This window comes from Kytococcus aerolatus (genome assembly GCF_900187395.1).
Taxonomy (GTDB): Bacteria; Actinomycetota; Actinomycetes; order Actinomycetales; family Dermatophilaceae; genus Kytococcus; species Kytococcus aerolatus.
Genome location: NZ_FYEZ01000002.1, coordinates 269188 through 285743 on the forward strand (window position 1 = coordinate 269188; position 16556 = coordinate 285743).

Genomic DNA, 16556 nt, shown 5'->3' on the forward strand with positions numbered 1-16556 from the left:
GATGCTCGTTCCGGAGCGGCCGCGTTCCGGCGAGACCGATCCTGCGGAGTGCTGGCACTGTCGCCCCGACCCCAGCACCATCTGGCAGGACGACCTGTGGCAGCTCCGCTCGGGGGGCCTGCCCACCGGGTTGCCCTTCCTCGGCGGCTTCGCCCCCCGGGAGCACGTGCTGCTGGAGGACGCCCCGCTGGAGGTGCTGGCCGCCCTGGGGCCGCTGATGCAGCGGATCTCCAACGCGGTCAAGGAGGTCCCGGGGGTGGCGCGCTGCCACTTCGGCCGCTGGAACGACGGCTCGGCGCACCTGCACCTGCACGCCCTGGCCCGCCCCGCCGGCATGATGCGGGCCCGCGGCGTCAATCTCGCCTACTGGGACGACGTGCTGCCCCCGCTGGAGCCGGAGCTGCAGGCCGAGAACATCCGCCTGGTCGCCGCCGCCATGGCCGCCGGCGGGGGAGAGGACCTCACCGCCTGAGCGTGGCTCTCCCGCTGGAGCCGGTCACCTGAGGCACGCCACCATCACCAGAACCGGTGACCGTGGTGCGCGTCAGGTGATGTTCGTGGGCGGTGCAGCGGGTCGGACCGCCCCGACCCGCGCTCGTAGACTCCACCCATGCGCATCTGCCGGTTCACTGACGACTCCGACGAGCCCCGCTTCGGCCTGATGGACGGGGAGGGGGCGAAGATCGCCGAGATCACCGGCGACCCGCTCTACATGCCCATCGAGCTGACCGGAGCCACCCTGGCCACCGAGGACGTCCGCCTCCTCTCCCCGGTCATCCCGCGCTCCAAGGTGATCGGTGTCCGCCGCAACTACGCCGACCACGCCGCCGAGCTGGGCAACGAGGTCGATGCCGAGCCGGGCCTCTTCCTCGTCCCGAACACGGCGGTCTGCGGCCCCGGCGACCCGGTGGTCATCCCGTCCTTCGCCCGGGAGATCTCCTACGAGGGGGAGCTGGCGGTCATCATCGGCCGCATGTGCAAGGACGTGGAGCCCGAGGACGCCCGCAGCGTCACCTTCGGCTACACCTGCGCCAACGACGTGACCGCCCGCGACCTGCAGAAGGCCGACGGCCAGTGGGCGCGCGCCAAGGGCATGGACACCTTCTGCCCGCTCGGCCCGTGGATCGAGACCGAGCTGGAGACCGCCGACCTTGTGGTCCGCACGCGCCTCGACGGCGAGATCGTCCAGGACGGCCGCACCGCCGACATGGTCTTCGACGTGCCGCGCATCATCTCCCACGTCTCCAAGGCGTTCACCCTGCTGCCCGGAGACGTGATCCTCACCGGCACCCCGGCCGGCGTGGGACCGGTGACCGCCGGCCAGCGGGTCGAGGTGTCCATCCAGGGCATCGGGCGCCTGGCCAACCCCTTCGTCGACGCGGAGGCCTGAGACCGATTCCTCCCGAGACCCGGACGGGCCGTGGGGGCCCTGCCGGATCCCTGCGTACCGCGAGGTCACGACGAGGTCACGAAGCCTCCGCGCACCGTGTGGGTTTGATCACGAACGCACGGTCTGGAGCCGATTCTCGGGGGTGGGTCCGGGAAATCCCCCACGGTCCGGCATAACCTTCCGGGCATGTCCACGGCTCCCATCGGTATCTTCGACTCCGGCCTGGGGGGACTGACGGTCGCGCGGGCGGTCATCGACCATCTCCCGCACGAGTCGACGGTGTACCTCGGCGACACGTTGCACACGCCCTACGGGCCACGCCCGATCGCGGAGGTGCGCCGGCTCGCCCTGGACTCGCTGGACGCCCTCATGGAGCGGGGCGTCAAGGCCCTGGTCATCGCCTGCAACTCCGCCTCGGCGGCCGTCCTCCACGACGCCCGGGAGCGCTACGACGTGCCCGTCATCGAGGTGATCCGCCCCGCGGCCCGACGTGCCGCCGGGATCACCCGCACCGGCCGGGTGGGCGTGATCTCCACGCAGGCCACCCACACCTCCGGGGCCTACCGGGACGCCTTCGCCGCCGTTCCGTCGGTGACGCTCGAGTCGCAGCCCTGCCCCCGTTTCGTGGAGTTCGTCGAGTCCGGCACGGTCTCCGGCCCGCAGGTCTTCGCCGCGGCCACGGAGTACCTCACGCCGCTCAAGGAGGCGGGCGTGGACACGCTCATCATGGGCTGCACCCACTACCCGCTCCTGCGCGGTGTCATCGCCTACGAGATGGGCCCGGAGGTCTCGCTCGTGTCCTCGGCCGAGGAGACCGCCGCCGAGCTGCTGCGCGAGCTCGCCGAGGCGGGTGACCTCGCCGGGGACGACCACGAGCCCACCCACTCCTTCCTCACCACCGGTGACCCGGGGCAGTTCTCCGCCCTGGCGCGGCGTTTCCTGGGCCCGGAGGTGCGCACCGAGAACACCTCGCGGCTGGCCGACCCGACGGGAGGTGTGGCATGAGGGTGCGCGTCGTCGGCTGCTCCGGCAGCTTCTCCGGCCCCCGGTCCGCGGCCTCCTGCTATCTCGTGGAGCACCGCGAGGGGGAGCGCACCTGGCGGATCGTCCTGGACCTGGGCTCCGGTGCCCTGGGCCAGCTGCAGAACTACTGCGACCCCACCGAGGTGGACGCGTACGTCATCAGCCACCTGCACCCGGACCACTGCATCGACCTGTGCGGGCTGTACGTCATGCACACGTACGATCCGCACCAGCCGCACCCGGAGCGGATCGACGTGCACGGCCCGGCCGACCTGGCCGCCCACATCGACCGTGCCTACGGGGTGCACGACGGCGGCACGCTGCGCACCGCGATGGACTTCCACCCGGTCACCGACGGGCACACCACCCGGATCGGGCCCTTCGAGCTCCTCTGGCGCCGGGTGAACCACCCGGGCGACGCCTACGGGGTCCGGGTGACCGCCGGCGGACACACGCTGGCCTTCACGGGGGACACCGACGACACCCCGGCGCTCGACGAGCTGCTCCGCGACGCCCACCTGGTGCTGGCCGATGCGGCGTTCGTGGAGGGTCGGGACAGCGCCGAGGGCATCCACCTCACGGGGCGCCGGGCCGCGCAGGCTGCCCTGCGCGCCGGTGGGGTGCGCGAGCTGGTCCTCACGCACATCCCGCCGTGGAACGACCAGGGCGCGGCGATGGGGGAGGCCCGCGGCATCTGGACCGGGCCGCTCCACCTAGCTATGCCGGGGCTCATGTTGGACCTCGAGGAGGTCGACGGGGAGCCCTGCCCGACCACCCGGGCCGTGTCCGTCTGAGGGGATCCTGCGTGGGCTTGTCCCGTCCTGGGCTGCCCCGGCGTGGGCCGTCCCGGGCCAGCCCGCCCGCTCGGGGCGGCGCTCCGTAGGCTGGACCCCATGAGCCAGCACAGCGTCGAGTCCACCGCCCCCCGCCACGACGGCCGCACCCCCGACCAGCTCCGGGAGGTGCGCATCACCCGCGGCTGGCTGGACCACGCGGCCGGGTCGGTGCTCGTGGAGTTCGGCCGCACCCGCGTGCTGTGCGCCGCCTCCTTCCAGCCCGGCGTGCCGCGCTGGCTCAAGGGCCAGGGCACTGGCTGGGTGACCGGCGAGTACGCGATGCTCCCGGCGGCCACGCACACCCGCAGCGACCGTGAGTCCGTGAAGGGCAAGGTGAAGGGCCGCACGCAGGAGATCTCGCGCCTGCTGGGCCGCGCGCTGCGGGCGGCCGTGGACACCGCCGCGCTGGGGGAGAACACCATCGTCATCGACTGCGACGTGGTGCAGGCTGACGGCGGCACCCGCACCGCGGCCATCACCGGGGCGTGGATCGCCCTGGCCGATGCGGTGACTGCTGGCAAGGCGTCAGGGGACATCCCCGCCGACGCGCAGGTGCTGCGGGACGCGGTTCAGGCCATCAGCGTCGGCATCGTGGACGGGCGTCCGGTGCTCGACCTGGACTACCCGGAGGACTCCACTGCCGGGGCAGACATGAACATCGTCATGACCGGGTCGGGGGACCTGGTGGAGGTGCAGGGGACGGCCGAGGGGCAGACCTTCGACCGGGTGCTGCTCAACGAGCTGCTCGACCTGGCCGAGGGTGGCTGCGCCACGTTGGCCGCCGCCCAGCAGGCCGCGCTGGGCCTCGAGGCGGGGGAGCGCCTCGTGGTGGCCTCCGGCGAGACGCCCAAGATGGACGCCTGATGGCCGCGCGCCGCATCGTCCTGGCGACTCGGAACGCTGGCAAGGTGCCGGAGCTGCAGCGGATCCTCAGTGAGGTGCTGCCCGGTGGCGTGGAGGTGGTGACCCTGGCCGACGTGGCTCCGGATGCGCCGGACGTGGTGGAGGACGGCACCTCCTTCGAGGCGAACTCGCTGCTCAAGGCGCGGGCCGCCTGCGAGCTCACCGGGCTGCCCGCCATCGCGGACGACTCGGGGCTGTGTGTGGACGTGCTCGGCGGGGCGCCGGGCATCTTCTCGGCACGCTGGTCGGGCGGGCTTGTGGACTCCACCGGCCAGGGTCCGGGCGCGGCGAAGGACGCCGACAACAACGCGCTCCTGCTGGCCCAGCTCTCCGACGTGCCCGACGAGGCCCGCGGGGCGCACTTTGCCTGCGTCATGAGCTATGTCGATCCCCAGGGCTCCGAGCTCACCGCGCGCGGTGAGATGCACGGTTCCATCCTGCGAGCGCCCCAGGGGGAGAACGGTTTCGGCTACGACCCGGTGTTCGCCGTGGCGAGCCAGGAGCTGGCCGAGGCGCGCTTCATCCCGGTGCAGGGGCCGGTGAGCAGCGCCGAGCTGCCCGCCGAGGTGAAGAGCGCCATCAGCCACCGCGGCCGCGCCACCCGTGAGCTGGCCCGCCTTCTGGCCGAGCGGGCCTGGGGGGTGAGGCGGTGCGGCCCCGTGACGTGATCGCGTCACGGGGCCGCAGCGTTCCTCAAGGGGCGTCCGGGAGCGGCTCTCCCTCGGGGTGGGTCCACTGCGGGCGTCGGCCGATCGCGAGCAGCGGGCACAGCAGGGCGGTGGCCCCCGGGAGGTAGGTCCCGAAGAGGCCGAATCCGTTCTCCGGGATGGGCCACAAGTGGAGCCACACCAGCAGCACGATGACGAACAGGACCGGGAGGGCCAAGAAGGCTGCGCCGACCCCGCCACCCCACCCGTCGCGCCGCACCAGGACGCGCCAGCAGTGCACCACCCCGAAGGTGATGAGCGACACCCACAGCACGTGGAGCGCCCCGATCCACTCGTACCAGACCGTCTCGAGGAGTGCGACCAGCAGACCCAGTGCCAGCAGCGCGCTGCGGATGTCCAACCCTACGTCTCGGGGATGCCCGTCCTGTGAGATACCGCCCATCAGATGGTCTTGTTGAAGTACGCGGACCAAGCTCGTTGTCCCGGGCACCTCGTCACAGGTGAGATAACTTGGGGGGCACTCAGGCACATGAAACTCGTAGAAGACCGCTGCTTCACCTTGCGCCATGTGCCTCGACGGTCGCTCATGGCATAGACCTCGTGACGAGGGACGTCGATGGAGTGTCCGTAGTAGCTGGCGCTCCCGTTGCGGTAGACGGTTGCGCGCAGCTGATAGGTGATGGGACCCGCCGAGAAGCACAGGGGGTTACCGATCTTGTGCTTGAGGGTGAACTGAGCCGACCTGCTGTTGATGGCGACGGCGCGCAGGTACATTCCCTGTGGGCTGGCGGTCGCCGAGGCGACGGGGCGGGTGCTGGTGCCGTCGGCATAGCGCACGGTGGGGTTCACGCGCCGTGTGAGGGTCACCTCCCGCTTGCCGTTGCGCCAGTCGGCAACCACGAGGGCTGCTGTGCGTGACCGCGCGGTCTGGTTGTGACCCCAGACCCAGGAACGGTTGTCTCCCTTGAACCAGACTTTTCCCGCGGTCCAGCGAAGGTTGCACAAAGTGCCGATGGGGACTGAAGCCCGCGGGCCCGGGATGTAGGTCTTGTAGGACGTGTACATGGCGCCGTTGAGGGCAGCCGTTGAGGCGGCGTCGTTGATGGTGACTGACTGCATCTCCCCGTTAGGGGTTTCGATCGTGAACTCGTAGCTGTCGGTGGCCAGCAGGCTCGGGTCGTCGTCGACGACCGAGCCGTCTTCCGACACCGTGCCGATGGGTTCCCCATTCTTGGTGACGACGGTTCCTGCGGTGGAGGTCGTGGGCATGGCCAGGACCGTGCGGTCGGTTCCCTCCACGAGGGTTGCCACCGGCGCGAGCGCTGGCCGGACGGTCGTGCTGCCGGTGTACGTGACTTGGTCGGAACGACTGTCGGTGATCGTGTCGGCCTTCTCCGTGGAGAAACCGGCGGTCTCGGCCTCCTTCACCGTTTGGGCACTGTCCGCTCTGCTGTCGAGGGCGACGGCCGCGTCGGCCTCTGCGAGGTATTCGGTGGCCTGGTACCGGTGACCGTCTGCGTCCTGGAGCACCATGGTGCGCACCAGCGGATCGGAGCTGTCGGTGGAGAGGATCGTCACCGGACGACCGTCCACCGTGATGTGCACCTCATCGCCGGAGTAGGTGGCAGACACACCCTCCTCGGCCGCTCTGGCAGGGAGGCTCAGCCCGGTCAGCGAGCCGGCGACGAGAGCGGTTGCGGTCAATGACCGCAGGATGTTGTTCGGCAGCATGATCATCCTCAAGATGGGGCGCACCGTCGGCGCCGGTGATGGAACAGTAGGGCCGCAGGATCACTGGGGATCTCCACCCGGGGGGGGATGCCGTCAGGTCCCTGTGTGGGCGGGGTGTCGCGGACGCGCCCCCGGGAACTGGCCCGCCTCCTGGCCGCCCGCGGCTGAGTGGTGAGGCGTGGCGGCCCCGTGACGTGATCGCGTCACGGGGCCACCACGTTCCTCAAGGGGCGTCCGGGAGCGGCTCTCCGTCGGGGTGGGTCCACAGTGGGCGTCGGCCGATTGCGAGCAGCGGGCACAGCAGGGCGGTGGCCCCCGGGAGGTACCACCCGAAGGTGCCGAGGGAGTCGGGCGGGAGTGGCCACAGGCGCAGCAGCACCAGGACCAGAACCACGAGGACCACCGGGATAGCGAGGAACGCGGCTGCGACGCCCCCACCCCAGCCGTCGCGGCGCACCAGTGCACGCCAGACAAGCACTACGGCCGTGGTGATGAGGGAGACCCACATCAGGTGCACCAGGGCGATCCACCGGGACTTGTCCGTGTCGAGTGTGGCAACCATGAGGCCGAGCGCGAGGAAGGCACTGCGGATGTCCAGCCCCAGGTCCCGGGGGTGGCTGTTCTGCGATGTGGCCATCAGGTGAGCTCGTATGCCGTCGTGTGGGGAAGCATGGCCGTCCTTCTCGCGGGCGCACTCTCGGCGCGGATGGGAGCAATCTAGGGGCAGCGGTGTCTGTGGGATCTCCACCCGGGGGATGCCCTTGGGCCCCTGTGTGGGCGGGGTGTCGCGGCCGCGCCACCCGTGAGCTGGTCCGCCGCTTGGCTGAGCGAGGCCGCGGGTGCGCGCACTCACCGTCCTCGTTCAGGATCACCGTTCTCTCACGGTGGGATCCACCGAGGACGGTGACCCTGCCGGGTGACTGCGGCGGAGCGACGTGCAAGGGTGGGGCATGGACACACCCCTCGTCGCCCGCATGCAGCCCTTCGGCACCTCGATCTTCGCCGAGATGACCCAGCGCGCCGTCGCGGCCGATGCTGTGAACCTCGGCCAGGGCGCCCCCGACTCCGGTACCCCGCCGGAGCTCGTCCAGTGGGCGCACGAGGCGATGCTCGACGGCCGCAACCAGTACCCGCCCTTCCTCGGCGTGCCCGAGCTCCGCGAGGCGATCGCCGCCCACCAGCAGCGCTTCCACGGCCTGGCCGTCGACCCGGCGCAGGTGCTCGTCACCGTTGGTGCCACCGAGGCCCTCACCGCCTCGATCCTCGCCCTCGTGGAGTCGGGTGAGGAGGTCGTCGTCATCGAGCCGGCCTACGACTCCTACGCCGCCGCCGTCGCGCTGGCCGGGGGAGTGGTCCGCCCCGTGCCGCTGACCCTGCCCGGCTGCGAGCTCGACCTCGACGCGCTCGAGGCCGCGTTCTCCGAGCGCACCGCGATGGTCGTCGTCAACACCCCGCACAACCCCACCGGTGCGCAGCTCACCCGGGAGGAGCTCGCCGCCATCGGCCGGCTGGCCGAGCGGCACGACGCGGTGATCCTCTCCGACGAGGTCTACGAGCACCTCGTCTACGACGGCGGAGCCCACCTCGGCCCGGCGATGGTGCCGGAGTGCGCCGAGCGGACCCTCACCGTCTCCTCGGCCGGCAAGACCTTCGCGGTGACCGGGTGGAAGGTCGGCTGGGTGCACGGCCCGCAGCCGCTGGTCGACGCCGTGGCCAAGGTCAAGCAGTTCACCACCTTCGGCGTCGGCACCCCGCTGCAGCCCGCCGTCGCGAAGGGCCTGGCCCTGCCCGACGCGGTCTTCACCGAGCTGGCCGCCACCCACCAGCGCCGCCGCGACCTGCTCGTGGAGGGCCTGCGCGGGGTCGGCTTCACCTGCGAGACCCCGCCGGCGGGGTACTTCGTCATCGCCGACGCGGCCCCGCTCGGCGTGACCGACGCTCTGGCCTGGTGCCGGGCCATTCCCGACGAGGCCGGTGTGGTGGGGGTGCCGGTGCAGGCCTTCTGCTCCGACCCCGCGCACGCCCCCACCCTGGTGCGCTTCGGCTTCTGCAAGCCCGAGGAGAGCATCACCGAGGGCGTCCGGCGGCTCGCGGCCTGGGCCGAGCGTCAGGGCTGAGCGCGCTCCACCCTGGACCCGGTGCCCGCGTCCTCGTGCTCCGCGCGGTAGCGGGCACCGATCTCGTCCCAGACCGGGGCGTTGTCGATGCCGATCGCGCGCGGGTCGAAGACCGGGTCCAGGCCCTCCTTGCGCTGCCGGTCGTAGTCACGGAAGACCCGCACCACCACCGGGCTGAGCAGCACCAGGGCGATGAGGTTCACCCAGGTGTAGAAGCCCAGGCCCAGGTCCGCCCAGGCCCAGGCGGTCTCCGAGCTGCGCAGCGAGCCGAGCACGATCGAGACGGCCAGGAGGATCCGGGCGACCGCGATCGCGGCCGGCTGCCAGTGGTGGTCCTTGAGCAGGTAGGAGACGTTGGTCTCGGCGTAGAAGCCGAAGGAGAGCAGCGTCGTGAAGGCGAAGAAGAACATCGCCACCGCCACGAAGCCCGCCCCGAAGCCGGGGAAGACGGTATCGATCGCCGCCTGCGTGTAGTTGGCCCCCGGGTTCTGGCCGGGCATGAAGTCCACCAGCAGGGTCCCGGAGGGGTCGGCGACGCTGTAGCTCTTCGTGAGCAGGATCATCAGCGCGGTGATGGTGCAGACCAGGAGGGTGTCCACGTACGCGGAGAAGCCCTGCGCCAGGCCCTGCTTCACCGGGTGGGAGACCTCCGCGGCCGCCGAGGCCTGGGCCGCCGAACCCGTGCCTACCTCGGAGGAGTAGATGGCGCGCTTGACGCCCCACATGATGACCGCGCCCATCATGCCGCCGAAGAGGGCCTCGCCCCCGAAGGCGCTGCGGAAGATCAGCGCGAACATGGAGGGCACGTCCTCCCAGCGCACCGCCATCATGGCCAGCCCCACGAGGATGTAGGCGGCGGCCATGAAGGGGACCATCATCTCGGTGACGCGCCCCAGGCGGTGCATGCCCCCGAAGGCCACCAGGCAGAAGAGCACGGCCACCACGGCGCCGCTGACCCACATCGGGATGCTGAACGCGGCGAGGTTGGAGTCGGCGATGCTGAACGACTGGATCGACGGGCCGGTGATGGTCGTCGCGAAGATCGTGCCCACCGCGTAGAGCACGGCCAGCCACTTCCAGCCCAGCCCCTGCTCGATGTAGTAGGACGGGCCACCGCGGTACTCGCCGTTGATCTCCCGCTTCCACACCTGGGCCAGGGAGCTCTCGGCGATGGCGACGGTGGCGCCGAGGAAGGCGGTCACCCACATCCAGAAGACGGCACCGGGGCCACCGAAGTGGATCGCCGTGGCCACACCCACGATGTTGCCGACGCCGACGCGGCCGCCCAGGGCGACGGCGAAGGACTGGAAGGAGGACAGTCCGCGGCGGGAGTCGGCGCCGTGGACGAGGGCCGAGATCATGTCCGGGAAGCGACGGATCTGCGGGAGGGCCAGAGCGACGCTCAACCCCAGCCCGAGGGCCAGGATGAGGGCGATCATGGGGGTGGACCAGAGCAGCTCGTTGGCCCGGGTGAGCAAGGTCTCCATGGGCAGCGCCTTTCGTGGGGTGCGCTCGAGCGTAGGGGGAGGGGGCCCGGGTCGCACCCGCCCCGAAAGTGCCGGGGTGCACCCCGCCGGACATCTCCGGGTCGTCGGAGCCCGCGGCCGGAGGTCTTCCGGTGCCCGGCTCCCTCACCGCAGATCCACGCCGGGTGAGGACTTTCCGCCGGATGGCGCCGCCTCGGCGTGTCGGGGCGGGGCGTGGCCCGGCGCAGGGCGGTGGCGGATTCGTGGGGGCGCGCTCCGTTCCGCTGCTAGCATCCGGGTGCCAGCAGGCGAGGGGGGAGAGATGGCGTGGCGGACGGACGTGGGACGGGTCACTCCCGGTCAGGTGCTCGGGGGTGTCCTGGCCCTGGTGTGCGGTCTGGGGGCGCTCCTGCTGGCGGTGCTTGCCTGGGCCCCTGACCTGGCGCTCTCCCGGCGGGCCACCGTGCAGCCGGGGGTGGCGCAGGCCATCGCCTTCCCGGTGCCGCTGGGGGTCGGGGTGCTCCTGGTCAGTGCCCTGGTGCTCGGGGCGGCCCTGCTGGTGCGCCGCTGCGGAGGCGGCCCCCTGGCCTCCGCATTCGCCCTGGCGGCCGTCCCCGGTCTCCTCGCCGGGACCGGGTTCGTGGCCCACCCGGACGGGCCGCCGTGGACCAGGGTCCACTCGCCCGAGGTGCTGCCCACCATCGGCCAGGAGGCCTCCGACGGCTCGACCCTCTCGGTGGTGACCTACAACAGCCTCATGACCCTCACCGGTGAGGACCTGGACGAGCTGGAGGGGCGCTTCCAGCCAGACGCGGTCGTGCTGCCGGAGACCTCACCGGAGCGGGCCCAGCGCGCGGTGGACGCCGCCGGGTGGCCGGGCACCGTGGTCTCGCACGGCCCCGAGGGGCGGGACCAGCCGATGGGCGAGGGGGTCGAGCAGACCTCGGTGCTCCTGCGCGACGGGTTGCCCGAGTACCGCAGCGCCCGGACCGAACCCTCGATGCTGGGCAACCTGCGGCTGGAGCCGCGGGCCGCGGGCTACCCGGTCCTGCTCGGTGTGCACTACGCGCCTCCGGTGCCCGGCTTCATGGGCACCTGGCGGGATGACCTCTCCCGTTCGCTGGCCGAGGCGGAGCAGGCGGCCACCACCGGGCCGGTGCTCCTGGCCGGCGACCTCAACGCCACCCCGCGCCACGGGGGCATGGCCCGGCTGGAGGGCCTGGTGGACACCGCGCGGGAGTGTGGTCGGGCCGAGGGCACCTGGCCGAGCGACTGGCCCGCCTGGGGGCGCAGCGCCATCGACCACGTGCTCGTCTCCGAGGGGGCCGAGGTGCTCTCGTGCCAGGCCCTTCGGCTCTCCGGGTCCGACCACCTGGCCTACGCCACGACGGTCCGCTTCCCCGGCTGATCCCGGGGGCTGGTGCGCGAGGCGGGACTCGAACCCGCACGCCGGAGCACAGGAACCTAAATCCTGCGTGTCTGCCAGTTCCACCACTCGCGCGCGCCGGTCATTGTGCCGGATGCGGCCTAGGACTCCAGGTGCTGGCGCACCGTCGCGAGGCGGAATCCGGCCCCAACGCCCAGGAGGTCCGTCTGGTCGGCCGGCGGCAGCTCCGTCCCGCCGTCGGACTGCGGGGCGTCGAACACGGTGACGAGCAGGTGGAGATCGTCGCCCAGCCCGTGCTCCTCGGCCACCGCCACCAGCACCCGCAGCACCTCCCGCACGGCGTCCACGAGCTGCCCGGAGGAGGTGGCCGGGCGGACGGCGGAGACCTGCAGGGCGTATCCCGCGTCGAAGCCGTCCAGGAAGGTGACCCGCACCTTCTCCAGCCTGGGCAAGGCGGAGACCCGGCGCTCCACCACGGCGCTGATCTCCGCGCGCTCGGCGTCGGAGTGCTGGCTGCATCCCGTGAGCAGCATGGCCACGGCCGCCGGGCCGGACAGGAGCAGGAGACGGCGGGAGGTCGGTGTCACGCCGGCCTCAGACGGCGCTGGTCAGCGGCAGCTTCAGCTGGTTCTTCCCCAGGCTGGCCACGTGGCCCTTGGCGCGCACGTTGTACCGGGCGTGCTCGATGACACCCTCCTCGTCGATGACGAAGGTGCTGCGGATGACGCCCTGCACGACCTTGCCGTAGTTCTTCTTCTCCCCGTACGCCCCGTAGGCCTTCAGGGTCTCCAGCTCCGGGTCGCTGAGCAGCGGGTAGCCCAGCTCGTGCTTCTCGGCGAACTTCGCGTTCTTCTCCACGGTGTCCTTGCTCAGACCCAGCACGGTGTACCCGGCCTCGGCCAGCGCGGCGGCGTTGTCACGGAAGTCACAGGCCTCCGTGGTGCAGCCTGGGGTGGAGGCGGCGGGGTACACGAAGAGCACCACCTTGCGTCCGCGCAGGTCGGACAGGGAGAGCTCCCCGCCCTCGCTGCTCGGGAGGGTGAACTCGGGGGCCTGGTCGCCGGTCTCGAGGCGGATGCTCATCGCTGCTCCTGTTCGTCGCGTCTGCGTTAGAGTTTCAGGGACTTCCCGAGGAAAGGCAATCACGTGGCCCAGAAGCAGAAGGACACCCGCTCCGTCGAGCAGATCACCCGCGACCTCGATTCGGCGCGCGTGCGTCTGGCCGGGGACGTGGACGAGCTCGTCTACCGCGCTCACCCGAAGGAGCTCACCAAGCGCGCCAAGGAGGACGCGCAGGTGAAGTTCACCGAGACCATGTACGACCACGAGGGAGAGCTCAAGGGCGACCTCATCGCCAAGGGTCTGGGTGGCGCTGGCGCCGCCCTCTTCACCCTCGGCCTGCTGCGCCGCCTGTTCTACAAGGGCTGATCTCCCCGGCCCCCGATGGGGGCACGCTCCGTCCGGACGGCCCAGCACCTCGGAATCGACCGTCCACGCGGAGCACCGACGCCGGAGGCCCACCCCCTCGATGGGGGTGGGCCTCCGGCGTCTGCTGTGCGCGGCGCGCCCGGTGCGGCCCGCGGACCGGCTCCCGCTCAGACCACGCGCAGGATGGTGAGGTCGTCGTGCGCCTTGCGACCTGCCGCGGTCATCTCGGCCGCGGTCTCCGTCTCGTGGGTCCGGATGGAGTGCGCCAGGGCCAAGGTGTCCTCCGCGGCCCGGCGGGCCCACTCGGCGGCGTCGTACTGGTGCCAGGTCTCCAGCGGCCGGGTGGCCCCGTCGCTGGCCAGCCAGGCCCGTCGCACGTCGGCCAGCGGGAAGGACCCGGTGCGGGCCTCCTCGGCCGCCCGCACGTCACCGCGCGCCGACCACCACCCGCCCGGCGCGTTCATGCTGGCGCCGGGGGCGTTCACACCGTCGAGCCGGTCGTCGATGACCTGCAGCACCTGGCCGTCGACGAACTCCACGATCAGGCTGGAGTCGCACAGGGCGAGGAATTCCAGCTCGTCACCGACCACGCGGGCCATCGTGAGCGTGGACCACGGGCCGGTGTCCGCGTCGCACTGCGGGTGGGCGGCCCGCACCGCCTCGATGCCGTGGGCCACCGCCTCGCGCAGACCCACCGGCTCCCCGACCACCGGCCCGAGCGCGTCGGCGGGGGAGAGGTGGTCGACCACGGCGTCGACGAGGCGCTGGCTGAACCAGTCCACCTCGTGCTCGCAGCCGGGGCGCGCCGCCGGCCCCACGCCGGCCCCGTCGGCCAGGGCGAGCACGCCGCCCCGCTGGGCGACGGCGTCCTGGCACGGGATCTGCGTGTGCGCCGCCCACCGGATCAGCTCACCGGGCTCCAGCGGGGCACCGGAGGAGGCACCCACCTCGGGGGAGGGGGCGCCGAGCATGCGCGGGTCGATGGCCACGGGTGGTCAGCCCCGGGCGGCGACGGCGTCGCGGGCGTCGGCGAAGGCCTGCACGCAGGTGCGGACGTCCTCCTCGGAGTGGGCGGCCGAGAGCTGGACGCGGATGCGCGCCTCGCCCTTGGGCACCACCGGGTAGGAGAAGGGCGTGACGTACACGCCGCGCTCGAGGAGCTCCTCGGCGATGAGGCCGGCCTGGCGGGCGCCGTCCTCGCCGGGGAACATCACCGGGATGATCGGGTGACTGCCCTCGAGCAGCTCGAAGCCGGCCTCGGTCATGAGCTCCCGGAAGAGCTGCGCGTTGGTCTGGAGCTGGCGGCGCAGGTCGTCGGACTGCTGCACGAGCTCCAGGGCCTTCAGCGAGCCGGCGGCGGTGCTGGGGGCCACGGCGTTGCTGAACAGGTACGGGCGGGAGCGCTGCTTGAGCATGGCCACGATCTCCTTCGGGCCGGCGACGAAGCCACCGGAGGCGCCGCCGAGGGCCTTGCCGAAGGTGCCGGTCACGACGTCCACGCGGTCGATGACGTCGAACTTCTCCGGGGTGCCGCGGCCCTTCTCACCGGTGAAGCCGGTGGCGTGCGAGTCGTCGACCACGACCAGGGCGCCGAACTCCTCGGCCAAGTCGCAGATCTCCGGCAGCGGGGCGTAGTAGCCGTCCATGGAGAACACGCCGTCGGTGACGACGACGGTGCGGCGGGCACCGGCCTCCTGGGCGGCCTGCAGCTGGGCGCGCAGGTCGTCCATGTCGCGGTTGGCGTAGCGGAAGCGCATCGCCTTGGAGAGGCGCACGCCGTCGATGATGCTGGCGTGGTTGAGGGCGTCGGAGACGATCGCGTCCTCCTTGCCGCAGAGGACCTCGAAGAAGCCGCCGTTGGCGTCGAAGCAGGAGGCGTAGAGGATCGCGTCCTCGCAGCCGACGTACTCGGCGATGCGCTGCTCCAGCTCGGTGTGAAGGGTCTGGGTGCCGCAGATGAAGCGGACCGAGGCCATGCCGAAGCCCCACTGGTCGAGGGCCTCCTTGCCGGCGGCGACCACCTCCGGGTGGTCGGCCAGGCCGAGGTAGTTGTTGGCGCAGAAGTTCAGCGCCTCGGCCTTCTTGGTGGTCACGTGGGCCGACTGCGGGGAGGTGAGCTCGCGCTCGGCCTTCCACAGTCCGGCGTCCTTGATCTCGGTGAGCTCGGAGTTCAGGTCGTCCTGGAACGCATACATGTCGGCCAGTGTGTCAGGTGTGGTGGGTGGTGAGTTGCCTGCATCGATGCGGCACAGATGGCTCGCCGAGGTGCTCGCGAACAGCCATCTGCGCCGCATCGGTGCGGGCCCGCCGGCGAGGCTGTGGTCACCCGGCGGTGACCTGCTCCAGCCACGGGTGGTCGGGGTGGGCCAGGGCCAACGCGTCGCGGAGCCACCTGCGCTGGGCGCCGCTCAGCCGGGGGAGGCAGGCGGCCAGGTCGGCGCGGTCCTTGGGCCGGTCGCCCGGGGCCTTGAGCAGCAGCTGTAGGTGGGGCTGCAGGTAGCGCACGCCATCGCGCTCCCACAGCGCGTCCGTCACCGGCACCCGAATCCGGTCGTCCCGCTTGTACACCCACTCCTCGGGTGTGCCGGGGGAGAGGAGCAGGTCGTACTCCCACGGGCTCTGGGCGTCCCTGCGCAGCCAGAGCTGTCCGCACCCTGCGGGCAGCACCTCGGGTCCGCTGTCGGGTGACGCCTCGGGCAGGAGCGGGTGCAGCGCACCGCCGACGGCGCACCACGCGTGGTAGCCCTGCGCGCTCAGGTGCCGGCGGAGCGCGGGGAGCTCCGCAGCCAGTGCGCTGGGGTCGATGTCGCCGTGCGCTCGCTCGACCCCGCTGAACGCCTGGATCGCCCAGCCGCCGGCCACCCACCAGGATCCGCCGTAGCCCTCGAACAGAGCGGCGATGTCCCGGGGTGCCCGACGAGTCCAGTCGCCGTACCAGGCGAGGAGCTCAGCTTCGTCCATGGGCAGAAAGTGCCTCGGCAAGACGATCCAGATGGTGCTCGACGATGTCTTCCACGAGATGGGGGTCGACGCGGAAGTACTCGTGGGTCACGACGTTCCGGAGGCCGGCGATGGAAGCCCAGGGAACCTCTGGGGCGGCGTCCTTGGATTCCTGCGGGAGTGCCCTGACGGCCTCGCCGATGACGGCTAGATTCCGGAGGATCGCATCACGTGCCATCGCCCCGAGGTCCTTGTCGCGGAGGTGTGGGGCGTAGGCGCGGCAGCGCTCGACGGCAGCGAGGATGTCGGCGAACCGCTCGTCCGGGCTCCTGCTCACAGCGGTCGGGCGTCGCGGAGCGCGGTGAGGGACACGTTCTCCCGCAGGAGGTCGGGAGTCACGACGTCCACCCGGTGACCCAGAGCCTCCGTCAGCTCCTCGCTCAGCCCAGCGACCCTGAACAGGGGGTTCCCGTGGCCCGGCAGGAGATCAACCATCAGATCGATGTCGCTGGCGGCCGTGGCATCCCCGCGCGAGACCGACCCGATGAGTCGCGGGTGCGTCGCGCCATAGCGGTGGAGGAGCTGGTCGATCACGAGACGGTGAGCGCGCAGGAGGTCCCGCAGGGCCTCGCTCTCAACCGTGACGACCGACATGTGGTCAGCGTAC

20 protein-coding genes and 1 tRNA gene are annotated in these 16556 nt (G+C 71.6%); 9 read left to right on the forward strand and 12 right to left on the reverse strand.

Annotated elements, in window-relative coordinates; all coding sequences use genetic code 11:
* Position 1 precedes the first annotated feature (1 nt).
* The 6 genes from CFT82_RS08230 to CFT82_RS08255 all read left to right on the forward strand — a co-directional run bounded on the left by CFT82_RS08230 (position 2) and on the right by CFT82_RS08255 (position 4820).
* Positions 2-472 (forward strand): HIT family protein, encoded by a 471-nt coding sequence (locus CFT82_RS08230; RefSeq protein WP_088818589.1) that lies wholly within the window; start codon positions 2-4, stop codon positions 470-472.
* Between the two features lie 138 nt (positions 473-610).
* Positions 611-1390: a fumarylacetoacetate hydrolase family protein gene (locus CFT82_RS08235; protein WP_088818590.1), complete on the forward strand. Its 780-nt coding sequence runs from the start codon at positions 611-613 to the stop codon at positions 1388-1390.
* 186 nt (positions 1391-1576) lie between these two features.
* Positions 1577-2395, forward strand: coding sequence for a glutamate racemase (gene murI, locus CFT82_RS08240; protein ID WP_088818591.1), 819 nt, complete (start codon positions 1577-1579; stop codon positions 2393-2395).
* Positions 2392-3207 (forward strand): MBL fold metallo-hydrolase, encoded by an 816-nt coding sequence (locus tag CFT82_RS08245; protein ID WP_088818592.1) that lies wholly within the window; start codon positions 2392-2394, stop codon positions 3205-3207. Before murI ends, CFT82_RS08245 begins: the two co-directional genes overlap by 4 nt.
* Before the next feature lie 99 nt (positions 3208-3306).
* Positions 3307-4113: a ribonuclease PH gene (gene rph / locus CFT82_RS08250; RefSeq protein WP_088818593.1), complete on the forward strand. Its 807-nt coding sequence runs from the start codon at positions 3307-3309 to the stop codon at positions 4111-4113.
* Positions 4113-4820 (forward strand): non-canonical purine NTP pyrophosphatase, encoded by a 708-nt coding sequence (locus CFT82_RS08255; protein ID WP_088818594.1) that lies wholly within the window; start codon positions 4113-4115, stop codon positions 4818-4820. The genes rph and CFT82_RS08255 overlap by 1 nt, the downstream gene beginning before the upstream one ends.
* Before the next feature lie 25 nt (positions 4821-4845).
* Here the strand turns inward: CFT82_RS08255 and CFT82_RS08260 are convergent, their stop codons facing one another.
* From CFT82_RS08260 to CFT82_RS08270, 3 genes are all read right to left on the reverse strand, one after another.
* Entirely contained in the window at positions 4846-5220 is a 375-nt protein-coding gene (locus CFT82_RS08260) for a hypothetical protein (protein WP_088818595.1), read from the reverse strand.
* A 41-nt stretch (positions 5221-5261) separates the two neighbouring features.
* Positions 5262-6551, reverse strand: coding sequence for a DUF3238 domain-containing protein (locus CFT82_RS08265; RefSeq protein ID WP_088818596.1), 1290 nt, complete (start codon positions 6549-6551; stop codon positions 5262-5264).
* Positions 6552-6774: 223 nt separating this feature from the next.
* Positions 6775-7188, reverse strand: a complete 414-nt coding sequence (locus tag CFT82_RS08270; protein ID WP_088818597.1) for a hypothetical protein — start codon at positions 7186-7188, stop codon at positions 6775-6777.
* 313 nt (positions 7189-7501) lie between these two features.
* On the opposite strand from CFT82_RS08270, the gene CFT82_RS08275 reads away from it, so the two are divergent.
* Positions 7502-8668, forward strand: a complete 1167-nt coding sequence (locus CFT82_RS08275; RefSeq protein ID WP_088818598.1) for an aminotransferase class I/II-fold pyridoxal phosphate-dependent enzyme — start codon at positions 7502-7504, stop codon at positions 8666-8668.
* Here CFT82_RS08275 and CFT82_RS08280 read toward each other — a convergent pair.
* A complete protein-coding gene (locus CFT82_RS08280; protein ID WP_088818599.1) occupies positions 8659-10155 on the reverse strand; it encodes an alanine/glycine:cation symporter family protein in 1497 nt (498 codons plus the stop codon). The genes CFT82_RS08275 and CFT82_RS08280 overlap by 10 nt on opposite strands.
* A 301-nt stretch (positions 10156-10456) precedes the next feature.
* Between CFT82_RS08280 and CFT82_RS08285 the strand changes: the two genes are divergently transcribed.
* Positions 10457-11542, forward strand: a complete 1086-nt coding sequence (locus CFT82_RS08285; protein ID WP_088818600.1) for an endonuclease/exonuclease/phosphatase family protein — start codon at positions 10457-10459, stop codon at positions 11540-11542.
* Positions 11543-11552: 10 nt separating this feature from the next.
* Here CFT82_RS08285 and CFT82_RS08290 read toward each other — a convergent pair.
* The 3 genes from CFT82_RS08290 to bcp all read right to left on the reverse strand — a co-directional run bounded on the left by CFT82_RS08290 (position 11553) and on the right by bcp (position 12604).
* A tRNA-Leu gene (locus tag CFT82_RS08290) sits at positions 11553-11635 on the reverse strand.
* 26 nt (positions 11636-11661) lie between these two features.
* On the reverse strand, positions 11662-12108 hold the full coding sequence (locus CFT82_RS08295) for an LSm family protein (RefSeq protein WP_015778992.1): 447 nt from the start codon (positions 12106-12108) through the stop codon (positions 11662-11664).
* 7 nt (positions 12109-12115) lie between these two features.
* Entirely contained in the window at positions 12116-12604 is a 489-nt protein-coding gene (gene bcp, locus CFT82_RS08300) for a thioredoxin-dependent thiol peroxidase (protein WP_088818601.1), read from the reverse strand.
* A 63-nt stretch (positions 12605-12667) separates the two neighbouring features.
* Here bcp and CFT82_RS08305 point away from each other — a divergent pair, with 63 nt between their 5' ends.
* Positions 12668-12949, forward strand: coding sequence for a DUF3618 domain-containing protein (locus tag CFT82_RS08305; protein WP_088818602.1), 282 nt, complete (start codon positions 12668-12670; stop codon positions 12947-12949).
* 167 nt (positions 12950-13116) lie between these two features.
* On the opposite strand, the gene CFT82_RS08310 is transcribed toward CFT82_RS08305, so the two are convergent.
* The 5 genes from CFT82_RS08310 to CFT82_RS08330 form a co-directional block, all read right to left on the reverse strand.
* Complete coding sequence (locus CFT82_RS08310; RefSeq protein ID WP_015778995.1) at positions 13117-13938, reverse strand: protein phosphatase 2C domain-containing protein; 822 nt, start codon at positions 13936-13938, stop codon at positions 13117-13119.
* A 6-nt stretch (positions 13939-13944) separates the two neighbouring features.
* Positions 13945-15144, reverse strand: coding sequence for a glycine C-acetyltransferase (locus CFT82_RS08315; protein ID WP_088818603.1), 1200 nt, complete (start codon positions 15142-15144; stop codon positions 13945-13947).
* Between the two features lie 127 nt (positions 15145-15271).
* The gene (locus CFT82_RS08320; protein ID WP_088818604.1) at positions 15272-15910 is read right to left on the reverse strand and encodes a nucleotidyltransferase domain-containing protein; all 639 of its coding nucleotides are present in this window, start codon (positions 15908-15910) and stop codon (positions 15272-15274) included.
* Positions 15897-16226 carry a HepT-like ribonuclease domain-containing protein gene (locus tag CFT82_RS08325; RefSeq protein WP_088818605.1) on the reverse strand — a complete coding sequence of 110 codons (330 nt, stop codon included), beginning with the start codon at positions 16224-16226 and terminating at the stop codon, positions 15897-15899. Before CFT82_RS08325 ends, CFT82_RS08320 begins: the two co-directional genes overlap by 14 nt.
* On the reverse strand, positions 16223-16543 hold the full coding sequence (locus CFT82_RS08330; RefSeq protein ID WP_088818606.1) for a nucleotidyltransferase family protein: 321 nt from the start codon (positions 16541-16543) through the stop codon (positions 16223-16225). The genes CFT82_RS08325 and CFT82_RS08330 overlap by 4 nt, the downstream gene beginning before the upstream one ends.
* Positions 16544-16556 lie beyond the last annotated feature (13 nt).

What these genes read in the sequence shown, in the direction of transcription:
- CFT82_RS08235 (WP_088818590.1), top strand. Translation starts at nt 611, where the DNA reads ATGCGCATCTGCCGGTTCACTGACGACTCCGACGAGCCCCGCTTCGGC.
- CFT82_RS08280 (WP_088818599.1), bottom strand. Translation starts at nt 10,155, where the DNA reads ATGGAGACCTTGCTCACCCGGGCCAACGAGCTGCTCTGGTCCACCCCC.
- bcp (WP_088818601.1), bottom strand. Translation starts at nt 12,604, where the DNA reads ATGAGCATCCGCCTCGAGACCGGCGACCAGGCCCCCGAGTTCACCCTC.
- CFT82_RS08245 (WP_088818592.1), top strand. Translation starts at nt 2,392, where the DNA reads ATGAGGGTGCGCGTCGTCGGCTGCTCCGGCAGCTTCTCCGGCCCCCGG.
- murI (WP_088818591.1), top strand. Translation starts at nt 1,577, where the DNA reads ATGTCCACGGCTCCCATCGGTATCTTCGACTCCGGCCTGGGGGGACTG.
- CFT82_RS08285 (WP_088818600.1), top strand. Translation starts at nt 10,457, where the DNA reads ATGGCGTGGCGGACGGACGTGGGACGGGTCACTCCCGGTCAGGTGCTC.
- CFT82_RS08255 (WP_088818594.1), top strand. Translation starts at nt 4,113, where the DNA reads ATGGCCGCGCGCCGCATCGTCCTGGCGACTCGGAACGCTGGCAAGGTG.
- CFT82_RS08315 (WP_088818603.1), bottom strand. Translation starts at nt 15,144, where the DNA reads ATGTATGCGTTCCAGGACGACCTGAACTCCGAGCTCACCGAGATCAAG.
- CFT82_RS08320 (WP_088818604.1), bottom strand. Translation starts at nt 15,910, where the DNA reads ATGGACGAAGCTGAGCTCCTCGCCTGGTACGGCGACTGGACTCGTCGG.
- CFT82_RS08270 (WP_088818597.1), bottom strand. Translation starts at nt 7,188, where the DNA reads ATGGCCACATCGCAGAACAGCCACCCCCGGGACCTGGGGCTGGACATC.
- CFT82_RS08265 (WP_088818596.1), bottom strand. Translation starts at nt 6,551, where the DNA reads ATGCTGCCGAACAACATCCTGCGGTCATTGACCGCAACCGCTCTCGTC.
- CFT82_RS08330 (WP_088818606.1), bottom strand. Translation starts at nt 16,543, where the DNA reads ATGTCGGTCGTCACGGTTGAGAGCGAGGCCCTGCGGGACCTCCTGCGC.
- CFT82_RS08230 (WP_088818589.1), top strand. Translation starts at nt 2, where the DNA reads ATGCTCGTTCCGGAGCGGCCGCGTTCCGGCGAGACCGATCCTGCGGAG.
- rph (WP_088818593.1), top strand. Translation starts at nt 3,307, where the DNA reads ATGAGCCAGCACAGCGTCGAGTCCACCGCCCCCCGCCACGACGGCCGC.
- CFT82_RS08275 (WP_088818598.1), top strand. Translation starts at nt 7,502, where the DNA reads ATGGACACACCCCTCGTCGCCCGCATGCAGCCCTTCGGCACCTCGATC.